The sequence below is a fragment of the Jiangella endophytica genome, from assembly GCF_003427025.1.
In the GTDB taxonomy this organism is placed as follows: Bacteria; Actinomycetota; Actinomycetes; order Jiangellales; family Jiangellaceae; genus Jiangella; species Jiangella endophytica.
In genome coordinates this window covers 86225-104310 of sequence record NZ_QVAI01000008.1, presented here as the reverse complement: position 1 = coordinate 104310, position 18086 = coordinate 86225, and the positions used below count along the sequence as shown (strand labels likewise).

Genomic DNA, 18086 nt, shown 5'->3' with positions numbered 1-18086 from the left:
AGGGGTGTTCCCGCTTCCCATGCATGCATGCCTGGGGAAGCGGGAACTCGCCTGGGTGAGTGAGGTGGGCGCCGGTCAGCGCACGGCGATCGCGCTGAACGTGGCCGTGGTGTAGCGGGCGTTGACGGTGTGCTCCTGGTGCCCGTCGACGGCCAGGCCGACGAACGCCGACGGCGGCAGCGCGACCTCCTGCGAGCCGACCTCGTGCCACGTCACGCCGTCGGGCGAGACGGCGCCGGCGACGGTCGAGCCGCTGCGGGTCAGCCGGACCCAGTAGGGCGTCTCGATCGGCACCTCCTCGGGGACCTCCGGGTACTGCGTCACGGCCGACTCGGCGCCGCGGGCCGGGCGGGCGGAGAACCGGGACACCTTGCCGCTGCCCAGGTAGGTCAGCTCCATCGTCGCGAACGGGGCCGACGGCGCGAGGTCGCCACGGATCATCACCGCGGCGGCGACCTCCGGGTACACCTTGCTGATGGCGTCGACCCGGGCGACGATCTCGAAGTCGCCGTCGCGGCGCTGGAAGGCGAACCGGAAGCTGTCCGCCGTGCCGCCGATCGCGCCGGAGCCCTTCACCGTCACCGCGTCGCCCGACACCGACGTCGCGCCGCGCACCGGCACCGAGCCGACGTCGGCGCCGACCCAGGGCGCGGTGCGGGTGATCCGGTTGACGTGCACCGGGGTGGACGTGGTCGAGGTGGCGTTGCCGTCGGTGTCGACGGCGCGGGCGGTGACGTAGTAGCTGCCGTCCGCGACGCCGGTCCACTCGACCCGGTACGGCGCGCGGGTGGCGGTGCCGATCAGCTCGTCGCCGGCGTAGAACTCGACCCGGTCGATCGGGGCGCCGTGGCCGGTGGCGCTCGCGTTCAGCACCACTCGCGCGTCCGCCCGCGCTGCCGCCACCAGCGCGTTCGTGGCCGGCTGCAGCAGCGTGACGGACGGGCTCGCCGACGCCGGGCCGCCGATCGAGTTCAGGTAGCGCTCCAGGTTGGTGTAGCCGTCGGCGCCGACGGTGTTGCGGTCGGCCGGGTCGGCCGGGTCCAGCCCGTTGGCCAGCTCCCAGTCGTCCGGGAGGCCGTCGTGGTCGCTGTCCACCGGCGCCGGGGCCGAGGCCAGCGACGGCCAGCCGCCCACCTCCGTCTGCGAGTTGATCAGCCGCCCGGTGCGCCGGCGCACGTCCTCGACCAGCCGCGCGTCGACGGAGTCGCGGCGCGGCAGGATCGCCCCGGCCTCGTTCAGCACCCGCTCGAACGCGACGGTGGCGGCCTCGGCCGGCAGCGGCTGCGGGAACGGGACTGGCTCGGTGCGCAGTGTGATCGGCACGTCGCCGTCGATGCCGAGCGTGTTGTCGGCGGTGACCTCGGGCGAGCCGTCGACGTAGTTGTCCGCGACGTACCAGGCGCCCGGCCCGCCGAGCGTGCTGACCGTCGGCTCGACGATGCGGTCGCGGACCTCGGCCAGGGTGTCGGGTCCGGGCCGGTAGTAGTTGCCGATCATGTTGATGCCGGCGGAGTCCTCACCGCCGTAGGCGGAGTTGAAGCCCCAGTTGTAGACGACGTTGCTCTGGTAGTCGACGGTCAGCGCGTAGTCCGGCCCGGTCGCGTTGACCGGCGCGAACCGCGGGTTGCGGCTGGAGTTGTGGATGATCAGGTTGTGGTGGAACGACACGTTCTCGCCACCCCAGATGCCGCCGTAGCCGTGCCGCCCCTCCGGGTTCACAGACATCGTCAGGCTCTCGCCGACGATGCACCACTGCACCGAGACCCGGGTGTTCTCGTACGGCGACAGCGCCTCGTCGGTGCTCCACGTCAGCGAGCAGTGGTCGAGCACGACGTCGGCGGTGCGGCGGAACCACATCGCGTCCTCGGTGATCCCGGCGATGTCGCCCATGCGGCAGCGCAGGTACCGCACGACGACGTTCTGGCCGGCGATGCGCGTGGGGTAGCCGGCGATGCAGATGCCGTCGCCGGGCGCGGTCTGGCCGGCGACGGTGAGGTTGGAGCCGCTGATGTCCAGCCGCGAGTTCAGGTAGATCGTGCCGGAGACGCGGAAGACGACGGTGCGGTTGCTGACCTTCACGCCCTCGCGCAGCGACCCCGGGCCGGAGTCGTTCAGGTTGGTCACCTCGTAGACGTCGCCGCCGCGGCCGCCGGTGGTGTACATGCCGCAGCCCAGCGCGCCGGGGAACGCGGGGACGAGGGCGTCGGCGGTGCCGCGGCGGACGGCGGCGAGAGCGGGGGAGCCGGCGCCGATGCTCGCGCCTACGAAGGCGCCGACGCCGGCGAGTGTTCCGGCCGCGGTGAAGGCGCGGCGGGTGAGCGTGTGGTTCTCCGTGCGGTCGGGGCGGGCATCCGGGATGGAGCTCATCGATCCTCCAAGACCTGGGAGCGGGGTGGGTGCGGACGATACTGCAAGCGGTTGTGCATTTGTGTCAATACTTGCAGTAGGGTTGCAGCGACGTCGTCCAGCGATGCCCACAGGAGGGTTTCTGTGTCCGAACCGATCACCCAGTTCCAGGCCGGCGAGCTCGCGGTCGAGGTGTACCCCGGCACCGCCGAGATGGGCCAGGCGGCAGCGGTACGCGCGGCCGCCGTCATCCGCGACGCCGTCGCCCGGACCGGCCGCGCCCGCGCGGTCTTCGCCACCGGCAACTCGCAGTTCGCGTTCGTGCAGGCGCTGCGCTCGCAGGACGTCCCGTGGGACCGCGTGACCGCCTTCCACCTCGACGAGTACGTCGGCATCGACGCCACTCACCCGGCCAGCTTCCGGCGCTGGATCCGCGAGCGCATCGAGGAGCCGTTCCAGCCGGCGAAGGTGCACTACATCGACGGTGACGCGCCCGACGCCGAGGCCGAGTGCCGCCGGTACGAGGAGCTGCTGCGGGCCGAGCCGCTCGACATCGTCTGCATGGGCATCGGCGAGAACGGCCACATCGCGTTCAACGAGCCGTACGAGGCCGACTTCGCCGACCAGCGCCTGGCCCGCGTCATCACGCTGACGCCGGAGTCGCGGGCGCAGCAGGTCGGGGAGGGGCACTTCCCGGACGACGCCACCGTCCCGGCCACCGCGATCTCGCTCACGGTGCCGGCGCTGCTGTCGGCCGCCCACGTGCTGGTCTGCACGCCTGACGAGCGCAAGGCGGCGGCGGTCGCGGCCGCTCTCAACGACGAGATCAGCCCGGCCTGCCCGGCCACCATCCTGCGGCAGGCCGGACACGCCACACTGTTCCTCGACCCGGGGTCGGCCGGCCAGCTCGACGTCACGGCGGGCTCGGCGGCGGGCTGAACGCGATCCAAACGGTTGCTGAAAGGTGGCGCGGCGATGCCGACAACCCGGCCGGAGCGGCTGGCACTGACGCACGCGACGGTGGTCAGCCGCGGCCGGGTCGAACCGGACCGAACCGTCGTGATCGACGACGACCGGATCGCCGCCGTCGTTCCCGCGGCCTCCGGTGACGTGGTGCGCGGCGCCCGGATCGTCGACGTCGGCGGCCGCATCGTCACGCCCGGGCTGATCGACCTGCACGTGCACGGCGCGGCCGGCTACGGCTTCGACGACGCCGACCGCGCCACGGTGACGACGGTGTTGCGGCACCTCGCCGCGGCCGGCGTCACCAGCGTGCAGCTGAGCCTGGTGTCCGCGCCGGTCGACGTGCTGGCGGCACGCGTCGCCGAGCTGTCCGGCCTCGTCGACGGACCGCCCGCCGACGCCGCCCGGGTGCTCGGCGTCCACCTGGAGGGCCCGTTCCTCGCGGCCGCCCAGTGCGGCGCGCACGACCCGGCCGTCCTGCTCCCGCCGAGCCCACGCGATGTGGACGTGCTGCTGGAGCACGCGGACACGCTGCGGATGATCACGCTCGCGCCGGAGCTGCCGGGCGCCGTCGAGGCCACCCGCCGGCTGGCCGGCGCGGGCGTCGTCGTGGCGGCCGGGCACAGCGACGCGACCGCGGGTCAGCTGGCCGCGGCGGCCGACGCCGGGCTGTCGCACGTCACCCACCTGTGGAGCGGGCAGTCGACCACGCGCCGTGAGGGTCCCTGGCGGATCCCCGGCCTGCTCGAGGGCGCGCTGGCCGCGGCGGACCTGACCGCGGAGGTGATCGCCGACGGCCGGCACCTCCCGCCCGAGCTGCTGGAGATCGCCCGGCGCTGTGTCGGCGACCGGCTCGTGGTGGTCTCCGACGGCACCGCCGGCACCGGCATGCCGGCCGGGTACCGCTACCGGCTGGCCACCGTCGAGTGCGTCGTCGGCGACGGCGTCGGCATGGTTGCCGGCGCCGACGCGTTCGGCGGCAGCACCAGCACGCTGCCGCGGATGCTGGCGCACCTGCACGACGATCTCGGCTGGCCGCTCGCGGAGGTCGTCGCCGCGGCGACCAGTCGCCCGGCCTCCGTCGCCGGTGTGTCCGGCCGCCGCGGCGCGGTCGTCGCCGGCATGGACGCGGACCTGGCGATCTTCGATCCCGGCTTCCGGCCCTGGGCCACCGTGCTGCGCGGCCGCTGGCTGCCGGCACCACCTTCTGGAGGACCCCTGTGACATCCGAACCCACCCGGCTGGTGCGGCTGCGCGCCGACGACTCCGTGGCGGTGACGCTCGACCCGCTGGCGGCCGGCGCGCCGGTGCCCGGCACCGGACTCGTCAGCCGGCAGCCCGTGCCCGCCGGCCACAAGGTGGCGCTGGCCGCCGTCGGCGCCGGGGACCCGGTGCTCAAGTACGGCCAGGTCATCGGGCACGCGACCGCGCCCATCGAGCCCGGCGATCATGTGCACCTGCACAACCTCGGCTACCACGACACCGTCGACCGGGACGTCGCGATCGGCGGCGGAGTGGTGCCCGAGCCGGTGCCTGCCGAGACGTTCGAGGGCATCGTCCGCGCCGACGGCCGGGTCGCCACCCGCAACTACGTCGGCATCATCACGTCGGTGAACTGCTCGGCCACCGTGGCCAAGCTGATCGCCGACCAGGTGCGCATGTCCGGCCGTCTGGCGGCGCACCCGAGCGTCGACGGCATCGTCGCGATCACGCACGGCAGCGGCTGCGGGCTGGCGTCGGACGGCGAGGGGTTGGACCTGCTCAAGCGCACCCTGTCCGGGTATGCCGACCACCCGAACTTCGGCGCGCTGATCGTGCTGGGACTGGGCTGCGAGGTCAACCAGATCGCCGAGCTGGAGCTGCCGGAGCACACGCCGGTCGTCGGCATGACCATCCAGGAGGCCGGTGGCACCGCGGCCGCCGTCCGGGCCGGCGTCGCCGCCGTCACCGAGGTGCTCGACCAGCTCGACGTCCGGCGTCAGCCGGTGCCGGTGTCCGAGCTGGTGCTGGGCCTGAAGTGCGGGGGCTCCGACGGCTACTCCGGCATCACCGCGAACCCGGCGCTCGGTGTCGCCGCCGACCTGCTGATCGCGCGCGGCGGCACCGCGGTGCTGTGCGAGACACCGGAGATCTACGGGGCCGAGCACCTGCTCGCCGCCCGTGCCGAGTCCCGCGAGGTGGCCGACGCGCTGCTGGACCGGATCGCCTGGTGGCGCGAGTACACCGCCAAGCACGGCGGCAGTCTCGACAACAACCCGTCGCCCGGCAACAAGGAAGGCGGCATCACCACGATCCTGGAGAAGTCGCTCGGCGCGGTGGCGAAGTCCGGCTCGACGCCGCTGCGGGCGGTGCGCCGGTTCGCCGAACGCGTCGGCACCCGTGGCCTGGTGTTCATGGACACGCCCGGCTACGACCCGGTCTCCGTCACCGGCATGGTCGCCGGCGGCGCGAACGTCGTCTGCTTCACCACCGGCCGGGGCTCGGTGTACGGCTGCAAGCCGGTGCCCAGCCTCAAGCTGGCCACCAACACGGCCGTCTACCAGCGGATGACCGAGGACATGGACCTCAACTGCGGCGTGGTCGCCGACGGCGAGCTGAGCCTGGACGAGATGGGCCGGCGCATCTTCGACGCCGTCGTCGCCACCGCGTCCGGCCGGCAGACCGCCAGCGAGGAGCTCGGCTTCGGCGACGAGGAGTTCGCCCCGTGGCAGCTCGGCGCGGTGATGTGACCGTGGCGGACCGGTCGCTGTCGCGCGCGGCGCTGGCGACGGTGCCGGCGGAGGCGCGTCCGGCGCTGGGCGGCACGCTCCCGGGGCCCGGGATCGTCCACCTCGGCGTCGGCGCGTTCCACCGGGCGCACCAGGCCGTCTACACCGACCTCGCGATGGCCGCGGCGGGCGACCCGGGCTGGGGCATCGTCGAGGTGGCGCCCCGCTCGACGGACGTCGTCGACGCGCTGCGCCGGCAGGACGGCCTGTACACCGTGCTGGAGCGCTCCGGCGACCGGGTGGCGGCGCGTGTGGTCGGCGCGGTCAGCGAGGCGTGGCACGCTCCGTCGTCCTTCGGCGAGGTGGCCGGCCGGTTCGCGGACCCGCGCGTCCGCGTCGTCACGCTGACCATCACCGAGAAGGGCTACCTCGGCGACCCGGTCACCGGCGCGCTGCTCGACGACGACACCGTGCGGGCCGACGTCGCGGCGGTCGCGGCGGGGGAGCGGCCGCGCACCGGGCTGGGCCTGCTGGTCGCCGGACTGCGCGGGCGGCTGATGGCCGATGCGGGCCCGGTGACGGTGCTGTCGTGCGACAACCTCGTCGGCAACGGGCACCGGCTGGGCGCGCTGGTGGGGGAGTTCGTCGCGCGGCTGCCGGGTCCGTCCGGCACCGAGCTGGCGGCGTGGATCGCGGCCTCGGCCCGGTTCCCGTCCGCGATGGTCGACCGCATCGTCCCCGCCACCACGCCGGCCGACCGGGCCGACGCCCGCCGCCTGGTCGGCGCCGCCGACGACGCCGTCGTGGCGGCCGAGCCGTTCACCCAGTGGGTCATCGAGGACGACTTCGCCGGCGAGCGCCCCGCGTGGGAGCGGGCCGGCGCCGAGCTCGTCGCCGACGTCGCCCCGCACGAGACGGCCAAGCTGCGGGTGCTCAACGCCGCGCATTCGATGATCGCCTACCTCGGCGCGTTGGCCGGCCACGAGACCATCGCGGCGGCGGTCGCCGACCCGGCCGTCCGCGTCGCGGTCGAGGCGCTGCACCGCGACGTGCTCGCGACCGTCGACGCGCCGCCCGGCTGGGACCTGCGGGCCTATGCGGCGTCCGTCCTGGCCAGATTCGCCAACCCCGCGCTGGGACACCGCTGCGACCAGGTCGCGGCCGACGGCTCGCAGAAGCTGCCGGTCCGGGTCGTGCCGACGATCCTCGCCACCCGCGCGGCCGGTCGTCCGTCCGCCGCCGCGACGCTGGTGGTGGCCGCCTGGCTGCGCTTCGTCCGGTCCGGCCGGTCCGACGACGGCCGCCCGCTCACGGTGAACGACCCGGCCCGGGACACGCTGCGGGCGGTGGGCGGTGCGGACGCCGCGCGGCTGCTGCGCGCCGCGGCCGCGGTCCCGGCCGAGTTGGCCGCCGACGAGGACTGGGTCGCCGACGTCGCCGGGTACCTGGACGACCTGGCCCGCCACGGCGCCGCCGCGACGGCCGCCGCCCTCACCTGACCCCCACCCCACGCCACGTTGATCTTGGAGAAGTTCGGCCATCTATCGGGCATTTCGCCCAGGAAAGCCGAACAACTCCAAGATCAACGTGGTTTGGGGCGTCAGCGGTCGGGGCGGACCGGGCTGGTGGAGCTGCGCACGATCAGCCGGGTCTCGAGCTGGACGACGGCCGGCTCGGCGTCGCCGGCGGTGTCGGCGAGGTCGAGAACGATGTCGACGGCGCGGGCGCCGGCCTCGGAGCCGGGCACGTGGATCGAGGTGAGCGTCGGGTAGGCCATGCCGGACATCGGGCTGTCGTCGATGCCGATGACGCTGATGTCCGGGCCGACCCGCACGCCGCGTTCGTTGAGCCGCGCCATCAGGCCCAGCGCGATCATGTCGTCGTAGGCGATGACGGCGGTGACGTCGGAGGCGTGGACGAGGTCGGCGGCCCGCACGCCCGCCTGGATCTGCGGCTCGAACGGGCCGAACTCGACGAGGTCGACGCCGTGGGCGGCGCACGCCTCGCGCACGGCGTTCTGCCGCTGGGTGTTCGACCACGAGCGGCGGGGGCCGTTGAGGTAGCCGACGCGGCGGTGGCCGAGCGCGGTGAGGTGCTCGACCGCCTCGCGCATGCCCTCGGAGTCCTCGATGATGACGCTGGCCGCGCCCTTGACCTCGCGGTTGACGAACACGATGGGGCGCAGCTCGGCGAGTTGGTCGAGGCGGTCGTCGGGAGTGCGCGGCGAGACGACGACCAGGCCGTCGACGCGTTTGCGCATGACCCTGGCGCGCTGGATCTCGTCGGACGGGTGCTCGTCGACGTCGGCGATCAGCACGGTCTTGCCCTTGGCGCTGGCCCGCGCCTGCACCGCCTTGATGATGGGCGGGAAGAACGGGTTGGCGATGTCGGGCACGATCAGCCCGATGAGGTCGTTGCGGCCCGACGTGAGCGAGCGCGCCACCTGGTTCGGCACGTAGCCCATGTCCTGGGCGATCTTGCGCACGCGGTCGCGCGTGCGCGGGTTGACCTTGTCGGGGTCGGACAGCGCGCGCGAGACCGTGGAGGCGGACAGGCCGGTGGCCCGCGCGATGTCGGCGAGCGTGACGCTCATCGGTGTTCCCTCCTGGGTGGTTCGCGGGTGCATCGTGCTGCAAACACGCCGAGCGTAGCGCAGATGGGCACAGTTGTGACACGTTCACACAGCATGTCGCTATGATCGGAAATGGTTCCTTGCGGCAACCGTTTGCGTAACGTAGCGTCCCTGGGCATGGCTGCTCCGTCAACCACTTCGAACCGTCCCGACCTTGGCCCGGACGCCCCGTTGCGGCTCGGCGTCGTCGGAAACGGCAATCGCGGGATCATCGCGAAGACCGCCGCCGAGCTGGACCCCGCGGCGCGGGTCGTCGCCGCCTGTGACCCGTTGCCGCGGGCCCGCGACCGCGCGGCCGAGCGGTTCGGCCCAGGGGTCGTCGCCACCGTGACGGTCGCCGAGCTGATCGATGCCGGCGTCGACGCGGCCTTCGTGACCTCGCCGGACCACCTCCACGCCGAGCACGCGTGCGCGCTGCTCGAGGCCGGGGTCGCGGTGTTCGTCGACAAGCCGCTGGCGATCACCGTCGAGCAGGCCGACCAGATCCTCTCCACCGCGCGGCGCACGGGCAGCCGCCTCTACGTCGGCCACAACATGCGGCACATGCCGGTCGTCAAGCTGCTGCGCGAGCTGGTCGCGGCCGGCCGGATCGGCGAGGTCAAGGCGGTGTGGTGCCGTTACTTCGTCGGCGACGGCGGGGACCGGTTCTTCAAGGACTGGCACGCCGAGCGGTCGAAGGTGAACTCGCTGCTGCTGCAGAAGGGCGCGCACGACATCGACGTCATCCACTGGCTGGCCGGCGGGCACGCGAACCGGGTCAGCGCGATGGGTGGGCTGACGGTGTACGGGCAGGTCGCCGACCGGACCGACCGGACCGGGCAGGTCGTCACCGAGTGGCTGGACCGCGAGCGCAACTGGCCGCCGCTGGCGCAGACCGGGCTGAACCCGGTGATCGACGTCGAGGACCTGTCGATGATGACGATGGCACTGGACAACGGCGTGTACGCCACCTACTCCGAGTGCCACTACACACCGGACTACTGGCGCAACTACACGGTCATCGGCACCGAGGGCCGGCTGGAGAACTTCGGCCTCGGCCCTGGCGGGGTCGTGCGGCTGTGGAACCGGCGCACCGAGTTCGCGCCCGACGGCGACGAGACGTTCCCGATCCCCGACGCGCCCGGCGGACACCACGGCGCCGACCCGGCGCTGTTGCGCGAGTTCCTCCGCTTCGTCCGCCAGGGCGGCGTCACCCAGACCTCGCCGGTGGACGCGCGAGCCGCCGTCGCCGCGGCCGCGACGGCCACGACGTCGCTGCGCTCGGGCGGCGGCGCGCTCGACGTGCCGCCGCTGGACGCCGGAGTGCGCGCCTACTTCGACGCCGGGCAGCCGGCGTGAGCGCCGCGACGGCGCCGGCCGGCGCCCAGCTGTACTCGCTGCGCGAGGCCGGGGACCGGGCCGGGGCGTTCGCCGCGCTGGCCGCGGCCGGCATCGACGCGGTCGAGCCGTACGACCTCGGCGACGTGCCGGGCCTGCGCGCCGATGCCGACCGGCACGGCCTCGCGATCCCGAGCGTCCACGCCCGCGAGCCGGACCCCGCCACCCTGGATCGGGTGGCCGCGCTCGGCGCGCACACGCTGGTGATCCCGCGGTCGGAGCCGGAGGACTGGGCCGACGCCGACGGCATCCGCCGCGTCGGCGCCCGGCTGGCCGCCTGGCAGCAGCAGGCCGCCCGGGCCGGTCTCGGTCTGGCCTACCACAACCACTACTGGGAGCTGGCCCGGCTGCCGGACGGCCGCCACGGCCTCGACGTGCTGGCCGCGGCCACGCCGCCGGAGGTGGGTTTCCAGGTGGACCTCTACTGGGCGCACGTCGGCGGCGCGGACGTCGCGGCGCTGCTCGGCCGGCTCGGCGACCGGGTCCGCTCGGTGCACGTCAAGGACGGCCCGGGCGACGTCGCCGGCGACCAGGTCGAGCTCGGCCACGGCACGCTGCCGGTCGCCGCCGTCCTGGCCGCCGTCCCGCCGGGAGCCGCACGCATCCTGGAGGTCGACCGCTGTGCCGGGCCGGTGCTGGATCTGCTGGCCCGCAACCGGGCGGCGCTCGGCCGGCTGGACGCCGCGGTGGCCGAGGTGGCGGCGTGAGCGCGCCGGAGCGGGTCGGGATCGGCGTGGTCGGCTGCGGCACGATCAGCCGGACGTACCTGGAGAACCTGCCCCGTATCCCCGGATTCGAGGTGGTGGCCTGCGGCGATCTCGACGCGGGCCGGGCCAGGGCGGCGGCGGACGCGGCCGGCGTGCCGCACGCGGGCGGTCCGGAGGACGTCATCGGCCGCCCGGACGTCGACATCGTCGTCAACCTCACGGTGCCCGCCGCGCATGCCGAGGTGGGCGTCGCCGCCCTCCGTGCCGGGCACCACGTCTACGGCGAGAAGCCGCTGGCGCGCTCGCGTGCCGAGGCCGACCTGCTGGTCGAGACGGCGCGGGTGGCGGGGCGGCGGATCGGCAGTGCCCCCGACACGTTCCTCGGGGCCGGTGTGCAGACGGCGCTGCGGCTGATCCGGTCGGGCGCGATCGGCCGGCCGGTGTCGGCGATCGCCTGCTTCCAGGATCCCGGGCCGGACCGCTGGCACCCGGCGCCGGAGTTCCTGTTCGCGGCCGGCGCCGGTGCGCTGCTGGACATGGGGCCGTACTACCTGACGGCGCTGACGGTGCTGCTCGGGCCGGTGCGGCGGGTGGCGGCCATGGAGCGCGAGGGCCCGGCACAGCGCGTCGTGGTCAGCGGCCCGCGCGCCGGGACCAGGTTCGCGGTCGAGGTGCCGACGCACACGAGCGCCGTGCTGGAACTCGCCTCGGGCGCGGTGGCGACGACCGTCTTCAGCTTCGACTCGCCGCGCAAGCGGCACGGTTTCCTGGAGATCGGCGGCACCGAGGCCACGCTGCGGCTGCCCGACCCCAACCGCTTCGACGGCCCGCTGCGGCTCTGCCCGGCCGGCACCGACGACTGGCGTGAGGTGCCCACCGAGGGGGCCCGGCTGGGCCGTGGACTGGGCGTCGCGGAGCTGGCCGAGGCCATGGCAGCGGACCGGCCGCACCGGGCGAACGCCGAGGTCGCGGCGCATGTGCTGGACGTCGCGGCGGCCGTCTCGGAGTCCGGGACGCAGCGCCGGTTCGTCGACGTCGCGTCCGGCTTCGCTTCCCAGGAGCCGCTCGATCCGGCCTGGGCACCGGGAGAGGGCGGCGCGGCGCCGGGAGGCCTGCCTTTGCAATGAAACAGCAACCTGTTGCTATTGCGGCAACCGCTTGCGGTCGGTAGGTTCTCCCCAACGCTTCCGGGATCGGTGTTGCTGATCTGCGTGAACGCCTTGACTCACCGCGGCGCCGCGAACGGCGTCAACGCCCAAGCGGGCGGACGGACTTGCTGAATGAGCACCGGACATGTGAGGAGTTGCCGATGTCGGCAGAACAGATCGTGGTCTCGCGCAGAATGCTGTTGAAGGCCGGCGGCGGGTTCGCGGCCGCCTTCGCGGTCTTCGGCACCGCGGCGTGCTCGGGCGGCGACGAGTCGCCCAACCCGTTCGGCTCGGCGGGCGGCGACCCGGACGTGCTGGAGTCGCCGATGCTGACGGAGCGGGTCGACGCCGGCGAGCTGCCCGCGCTGGCGGAGCGGCTGCCGTCGAGCCCGATGGTGGTGGAGCCGTGGGACGGCGTCGGCCGGTTCGGCGGCAACCTGCGCCGCGCGCAGACCACGCCGACGCACGACGGCGCCCTGCAGGCCTTCGCCGGCTCCGGCCTGATCGAGTGGAACAAGGCCGCCGACGGGTCGCAGCCCAGCCTCGCCGAGAGCTTCGAGAAGACGCCGGACAACCGCACCTACACGTTCGTGCTGCGCGAGGGCCTCAAATGGTCCGACGGTGCGCCGTTCACGTCGGCCGACCTCAAGTTCACCGTCGACCACGTGCTCAACCACGACGTGCTGTTCCCCTCGCCGGCGTTCTGGTTCTCCGACGCCGGGCAGACCCGGCCGACCATCGAGACGCCGGACGAGCTGACCGTGGTCATCAACTTCACCCAGCCGTTCGCGCTGTTCGAGAAGTTCCTGTGTCACCCGGGCGTGAGCTTCCAGTTCATCAAGCCCAAGCACTACCTGGAGCAGTTCCACGCCGACCTCGCCGACCCCGCCACCGTGGCGGCGGCCACGCAGTCGGCCGGGTTCGACACCTGGGACCAGTACTTCTTCGACCGCGACAACTGGTGGACCAACGTCGAGCGGCCGGTCATGGGCGCGTTCAAGGTCACCAGCCCGGCCAATGCGCAGAGCGGCACCGCGGCGCTGGAGCGCAACCCGTACTACTACAAGACCGACCCCGACGGCCGGCAGCTGCCCTACATCGACACCATGCAGATCCAGGTGCTCGACCAGGACGCGCTCGACCTGCGCGCGGCCAACGGCGACCTCGACTTCCAGGGCTTCTACCTCGGCTACAACTCCACCCAGGTGTACCTGCAGAACGCCGAGCAGAAGGGGTACGAGGTGCTGCGCTGGCAGCCATCGGCCGGCCTGATGGCGATCTGCCCCAACCTCTCGCACAAGGACCCGGTGCTGCGTGAGCTGTTCGCCGACGTCCGGTTCCGGGCGGCGCTGTCGCACGCGGTCAACCGCGAGGAGATGAACGACACCCTGCTCGGCGGGCTCGGCATCATCCGGCACCCGATCGCCACCGAGACCTCCGACTACTACGTCGAGGGCAGCGGCGAGCGGTTCATCGAGTACGACGTCGAGGAGGCCAACCGGCTGCTCGACGAGATCGGGCTCATCGAGCGCAACGGTGACGGCACGCGGCTGCGCGCCGACGGCGCCGCGCTGGAGTTCGTCATCACCTACCTCGACTTCGACGCCGGGCTGGCGCCGACCGACGTGTTCGAGATGGTGCGGAAGAACTGGGCCGAGATCGGCATCAAGGTGGTCACCCGGCCGGCCGACCAGACCCTGTACACCGAGATCCGCATGGCCAACGACTTCGACTTCGACGGCGTCGCGCACCCGTCCGACGACTTCGACCTGGAGCCGGTCTGGTTCGTCCCGACCGCCGACAACAGCCACACGGCGCCGGCCTACGGCAAGTGGTACTCGACGTCGGGCGCCGAGGGAGCGCAGCCGACCCCGGAGTTCCAGCAGTTGATGGACACCTGGGACGCGATGCGCACCGCCGACTCCGACGATGCGCGCATCGAGGCCGGCCGCGCGATCATGCAGCAGCACGACGAGAACGTCTACGCGATCGGGCTGATCGGCCTGCCGTTCCAGCCGGTCATCGCGAAGACCGCGCTGCGCAACGTCCGCGACGACGAGCCGAAGCTGTCCTTCTACTACGGCCGTGAGGGCATCTCCAAGCCGGAGCAGCTCTACTTCGCCGAGTGATGCGACCGGCCGGCCGGGCGGCGGTCCCGCCCCAGGAGAGGAAGGACGACTCGCCCTGATGTGGCGCTTCATAGCGATGCGGGTCCTGCACGTGATCCCGACCCTGATCGCGATCTCGATGATCGCGTTCTTCATCATCCAGTTGCCCCCTGGTGACTTCCTGAGCACTCAGGTGGCCCGGCTCGAGGCCGCCGGGCAGAGTGTCGACCAGGCGCAGATGGATGCGTTGCGGGAGCGCTACGGCATCGGCGAACCGTTCTGGGTGCAGTACGCCAAGTGGATCGGCAACATCGTGCTGCACGGCGACTTCGGGTTGTCGTTCCAGTTCCAGCAGCCGGTGTCGACGCTGATCGCGGACCGGCTGCCGCTCACCCTGGCGCTGGGCATCGCGACGCTGATGTTCACCTGGGCGATCGCCCTGCCGGCCGGCATCTACTCGGCGATCAAGCAGCACACCTGGGGCGACTACACGATCTCCGGCATCGGGTTCGTGGCGCTGGCGGTGCCGCAGTTCCTCGCGGCGCTGGTGCTGGCCTACCTGGGGTTCGCGCTGTTCGACCAGAGCGTGGGCGGGATGTTCTCACCGGAGTACGTCAACGCGCCCTGGGGCATCGGGAAGTTCGTCGACCTGCTCGGCCACCTGTGGATCCCGGTGGTGGTGATCGGCCTGGCCGGCACCGCCGGGATCATCCGGGTGACCCGGGCGAACATGCTCGACGAGCTGAACAAGCCGTACGTCATCACGGCGCGGGCGAAGGGACTGTCCGAGGGGAAGCTCGTGACGAAGTACCCGGTGCGGATCGCGATGAACCCGTTCATCTCCACCGCCGGCTGGCACCTGCCGTCGCTGTTCGACGGCGAGATCATCGTCGCGCAGGTGCTGGCGCTGGGCACCATCGGCCCGCTGCTGCTGGAGGCGCTGAAGTCGCAGGACATGTACCTCGCCGGCGGCATCATCCTCATCATCGCGGTGCTCACCGTCATCGGCACGCTGATCTCGGACCTGCTGCTGGCCGCCGTCGATCCGCGCGTGCGATTCGGGAAGGCGTGAGGCGATGAGCACCGAGACACCCACCCAGACCCCCGTCGACACGCCGGACGAGCTGGCCACCGAGACCGGCCGCAGCGCCGCCGACGTCACCGTCGCCTCGCAGCGCCAGCTCATCTGGTGGCGGTTCCGCCGGCACCGGCTGGCCATGGCCGGCCTGTGGGTGATGATCGCGATGTACGTCGTGGCCGTCTTCGCCGGGTTCTTCGCGCCGTTCTCGAAGGACACCACCAGCGCCGACCACGCCTACCAGCCGCCACAGCTGCCCAGCTTCTCGTTCTCCGAGGGCTTCTACGTCCATCCGACCACCGGCTCCACCGACCCGGAGACGCTGGCCCGGGTGTTCGAGGAGGACACCAGCCGGGTGATCAACCTCGGCTTCTTCGTCCGCGGCGACGAGTACTCGCTGCTCGGTGTGATCGACACGAACATCCACCTGTTCGGGCCGACCGAGGCGGGGGAGCGGTTCTACCTGCTCGGCGCCGACCGCACCGGCGGCGATCTGCTGTCGAAGATCATCTACGGTGCGCAGATCTCGCTCTCGCTCGGCCTGGCCGGGGTGGCGATCTCGCTGGTGCTCGGGCTGGTGCTGGGCGGCATCTCCGGCTACTTCGGCGGGTGGATCGACTCGGTGATCCAGCGCATCATCGAGCTGATCATGTCGATCCCGACGCTGCCGCTGTGGCTCGGACTCGCGGCCGCGATCCCGCCGCAGTGGGGCCCGACGCGCACCTACTTCATGATCACCATCATCCTGTCGCTGCTCGGCTGGACCAGCCTGGCGCGGGTGATCCGCGGCCGGTTGCTGCAGACCCGCACCGAGGACTATGTGCTGGCCGCGAAGCTCGACGGCGTACGAACGCGGCGGATCATCTCGCGGCACATGCTGCCGTCGTTCCTCTCGCACATCATCGCGACGGTCAGCCTCGCGGTGCCGGCGATGATCCTCGCCGAGACGTCGCTGTCGTTCCTCGGCCTCGGGCTGCGGGCACCGGCGGTCTCGTGGGGCGTGCTGCTGCAGGACGCGCAGAGCGTGCAGGTGGTGGCGACGGCGCCGTGGCTGCTGCTGCCCGGCCTCGCGGTGGTCGTGGCGGTGGTGGCGTTCAACTTCGTCGGCGACGGGTTGCGTGACTCGGCCGACCCGTACGGAAGGAGGACGACGTGAGCTGGCGCCGTCGCAACCTGGAGCGGGACGCCGCTCGCGAGATCGCCGCGGCCACCGTCGACGACGACCGGCCGATGGACCCGGGCTCGATCCTGGAGCTGCAGAACCTGTGCACGACGTTCCACACCGACGAGGGCGCGGTCAAGGCCGTCGACGACGTCTCGCTGCGGATCCGCCGCGGCTCCACGACGTGCATCGTCGGCGAGTCCGGCTCGGGCAAGTCCGCCACCGCCCGGTCGATCATCCAGGTGGTCGACCACCCGGGACGGGTGGACGCCGGCCGGGTGCTGTACCGCCCGGCGGCCGACCGCCCGGCGGCCGACCGCCCGGCGGCCGACCGCCCGGTCGTCGACCTCGCCGCGCTGGACGCCACGGGACCCGGCATCCGGTCGATCCGCGGCCGCGAGATCGGCCTGGTGTTCCAGGAGCCGATGTCGTCGCTGAGCCCGGTGCACACCATCGGCGACCAGATCGGCGAGCTGCTCGAGCTGCACGAGCGGCTGGCGCCGGCCGCGGCCCGTGAGCGGGTGATCGACGACCTGCGCCGGGTCGGCATCCCACGGCCGGAGGAGCGCTTCGGCGCGTACACCTTCCAGCTCTCCGGCGGCATGCGGCAGCGGGCGATGATCGCGATGGCGCTGGTCTGCCGCCCGTCGCTGCTGATCGCCGACGAGCCGACGACCGCGCTCGACGTCACCACCCAGGCGCAGATCCTCGACCTGCTGGCCGAGCTCAAGGAGTCGCTGGGGATGACGCTGATGTTCATCACCCACGACCTCGGCGTGGTGGCCGAGATCGCCGACGACGTCGTCGTCATGCGGCACGGCAAGGTCGTCGAGCACGGCCCGGTCGACCAGATCTTCCACGACCCGCGGCACGAGTACACCCGCGAGCTGCTGGCCGCGCTGCCGCAGCGCACCACCCTCGCCGTCGACGAACCGGCGCAGGCGGCCGCGGCCGAGCAGCCGGCGCGGCCTCTGCTGCGGATCGAGGACCTGGAGATGACGTTCGAGGCCGCGGCCGGCACGATGTTCGGCCGCCGCCGCCGCACCGAGCGCGTCAACGCCGTCGACAAGGTGACGCTGGACATCCCGGAGGGCAGCACCGTCGGCCTGGTCGGCGAGTCCGGTTGCGGCAAGACGACCCTGGGCCGGTGCGTGCTGCGCGCCTACCGGCCGACGGCGGGCCGGCTGCTGTACACGGGCGCGGACGGTCGCGAGACCGATCTCGCCCGGCTGAGCGAGAAGGAGCTGCTGCCGTTCCGCCGGCAGATCCGCATGGTCTTCCAGGACCCGTACGGCTCGCTCAACCCGCGCATGACGGTCCGCCAGGTCGTCGGCGAGCCGCTGCGCGTGGCCGGGCTGGCGTCCGGGTCGGAGCTGGACGGCCGGGTCGAGGAGATGCTGGAACGGGTCGGGCTGAAGCGCTCGATGGCCGGCCGGTACCCGCATGCGTTCTCCGGCGGCGAGCGGCAGCGCATCGGCATCGCCCGGGCGCTGATCACCGAGCCGCGGCTGGTGGTCGCGGACGAGGCGGTGTCGGCGCTGGACGTGTCGGTGCGCACCCAGATCCTCGAGCTGCTCGCCGAGCTGCAGGGCGACCTCGGCCTGACCTACCTGTTCATCTCGCACGACCTGTCGGTGGTGGAGCGGATCTGCGACCAGGTCGCGGTGATGTACTTCGGCGTCATGGTCGAGCACGGGCCGGCGGAGCAGGTGTTCGCCGACCCGCGGCACGGGTACACGCGGGCGCTGCTGTCAGCGGTGCCGGTGGCCGATCCGCGCCAGCGCGGCACCCGCTCACGCGTCGACTACGAGCCGGAGGACTCCGCCGCCTGACCTTCCACCAAGTTGATCTTGGAGT

13 protein-coding genes are annotated in these 18086 nt (G+C 72.7%); 11 read left to right on the top strand and 2 right to left on the bottom strand.

All coding sequences use genetic code 11. From position 1 onward, the window contains the following. Positions 1 to 75 precede the first annotated feature (75 nt). Positions 76 to 2367, bottom strand: coding sequence for an Ig-like domain-containing protein (locus DZA62_RS17570; RefSeq protein ID WP_116950215.1), 2292 nt, complete (start codon positions 2365 to 2367; stop codon positions 76 to 78). A 123-nt stretch (positions 2368 to 2490) separates the two neighbouring features. Here DZA62_RS17570 and DZA62_RS17565 point away from each other — a divergent pair, with 123 nt between their 5' ends. The 4 genes from DZA62_RS17565 to DZA62_RS17550 are packed head-to-tail and all read left to right on the top strand — an operon-like array spanning position 2491 to position 7516. Further along, complete coding sequence (locus DZA62_RS17565; RefSeq protein ID WP_116950214.1) at positions 2491 to 3285, top strand: glucosamine-6-phosphate deaminase; 795 nt, start codon at positions 2491 to 2493, stop codon at positions 3283 to 3285. 36 nt (positions 3286 to 3321) lie between these two features. Then, positions 3322 to 4533 carry an N-acetylglucosamine-6-phosphate deacetylase gene (locus DZA62_RS17560; protein ID WP_116950213.1) on the top strand — a complete coding sequence of 404 codons (1212 nt, stop codon included), beginning with the start codon at positions 3322 to 3324 and terminating at the stop codon, positions 4531 to 4533. After that, complete coding sequence (locus DZA62_RS17555; RefSeq protein ID WP_116950212.1) at positions 4530 to 6038, top strand: UxaA family hydrolase; 1509 nt, start codon at positions 4530 to 4532, stop codon at positions 6036 to 6038. Before DZA62_RS17560 ends, DZA62_RS17555 begins: the two co-directional genes overlap by 4 nt. Beyond that, positions 6014 to 7516 (top strand): mannitol dehydrogenase family protein, encoded by a 1503-nt coding sequence (locus DZA62_RS17550; RefSeq protein WP_198663886.1) that lies wholly within the window; start codon positions 6014 to 6016, stop codon positions 7514 to 7516. The genes DZA62_RS17555 and DZA62_RS17550 overlap by 25 nt, the downstream gene beginning before the upstream one ends. Before the next feature lie 101 nt (positions 7517 to 7617). On the opposite strand, the gene DZA62_RS17545 is transcribed toward DZA62_RS17550, so the two are convergent. After that, positions 7618 to 8610, bottom strand: coding sequence for a LacI family DNA-binding transcriptional regulator (locus DZA62_RS17545; RefSeq protein WP_116950210.1), 993 nt, complete (start codon positions 8608 to 8610; stop codon positions 7618 to 7620). A 156-nt stretch (positions 8611 to 8766) separates the two neighbouring features. On the opposite strand from DZA62_RS17545, the gene DZA62_RS17540 reads away from it, so the two are divergent. From DZA62_RS17540 to DZA62_RS17510, 7 genes are all read left to right on the top strand, one after another. After that, entirely contained in the window at positions 8767 to 9987 is a 1221-nt protein-coding gene (locus DZA62_RS17540; RefSeq protein ID WP_116950209.1) for a Gfo/Idh/MocA family protein, read from the top strand. Then, positions 9984 to 10733 carry a sugar phosphate isomerase/epimerase family protein gene (locus DZA62_RS17535; protein ID WP_116950208.1) on the top strand — a complete coding sequence of 250 codons (750 nt, stop codon included), beginning with the start codon at positions 9984 to 9986 and terminating at the stop codon, positions 10731 to 10733. The genes DZA62_RS17540 and DZA62_RS17535 overlap by 4 nt, the downstream gene beginning before the upstream one ends. Continuing rightward, positions 10730 to 11860, top strand: a complete 1131-nt coding sequence (locus tag DZA62_RS17530) for a Gfo/Idh/MocA family protein (protein ID WP_116950207.1) — start codon at positions 10730 to 10732, stop codon at positions 11858 to 11860. Before DZA62_RS17535 ends, DZA62_RS17530 begins: the two co-directional genes overlap by 4 nt. 182 nt (positions 11861 to 12042) lie before the next feature. Continuing rightward, the gene (locus tag DZA62_RS17525) at positions 12043 to 14010 is read left to right on the top strand and encodes an ABC transporter substrate-binding protein (protein WP_116950206.1); all 1968 of its coding nucleotides are present in this window, start codon (positions 12043 to 12045) and stop codon (positions 14008 to 14010) included. Positions 14011 to 14068: 58 nt separating this feature from the next. Next, positions 14069 to 15061, top strand: a complete 993-nt coding sequence (locus DZA62_RS17520) for an ABC transporter permease (protein WP_116950205.1) — start codon at positions 14069 to 14071, stop codon at positions 15059 to 15061. A 4-nt stretch (positions 15062 to 15065) separates the two neighbouring features. Then, entirely contained in the window at positions 15066 to 16223 is a 1158-nt protein-coding gene (locus DZA62_RS17515) for an ABC transporter permease (RefSeq protein ID WP_116950204.1), read from the top strand. A 74-nt stretch (positions 16224 to 16297) separates the two neighbouring features. After that, on the top strand, positions 16298 to 18061 hold the full coding sequence (locus DZA62_RS17510) for an ABC transporter ATP-binding protein (protein ID WP_116950340.1): 1764 nt from the start codon (positions 16298 to 16300) through the stop codon (positions 18059 to 18061). Positions 18062 to 18086 lie beyond the last annotated feature (25 nt).

Bases quoted from the DNA above. Each gene is read 5' to 3' on its own strand.
- DZA62_RS17520 (WP_116950205.1), top strand. From the start codon at position 14,069: ATGTGGCGCTTCATAGCGATGCGGGTCCTGCACGTGATCCCGACCCTG.
- DZA62_RS17515 (WP_116950204.1), top strand. From the start codon at position 15,066: ATGAGCACCGAGACACCCACCCAGACCCCCGTCGACACGCCGGACGAG.
- DZA62_RS17570 (WP_116950215.1), bottom strand. From the start codon at position 2,367: ATGAGCTCCATCCCGGATGCCCGCCCCGACCGCACGGAGAACCACACG.
- DZA62_RS17545 (WP_116950210.1), bottom strand. From the start codon at position 8,610: ATGAGCGTCACGCTCGCCGACATCGCGCGGGCCACCGGCCTGTCCGCC.
- DZA62_RS17525 (WP_116950206.1), top strand. From the start codon at position 12,043: ATGTCGGCAGAACAGATCGTGGTCTCGCGCAGAATGCTGTTGAAGGCC.
- DZA62_RS17510 (WP_116950340.1), top strand. From the start codon at position 16,298: ATGGACCCGGGCTCGATCCTGGAGCTGCAGAACCTGTGCACGACGTTC.
- DZA62_RS17560 (WP_116950213.1), top strand. From the start codon at position 3,322: ATGCCGACAACCCGGCCGGAGCGGCTGGCACTGACGCACGCGACGGTG.
- DZA62_RS17540 (WP_116950209.1), top strand. From the start codon at position 8,767: ATGGCTGCTCCGTCAACCACTTCGAACCGTCCCGACCTTGGCCCGGAC.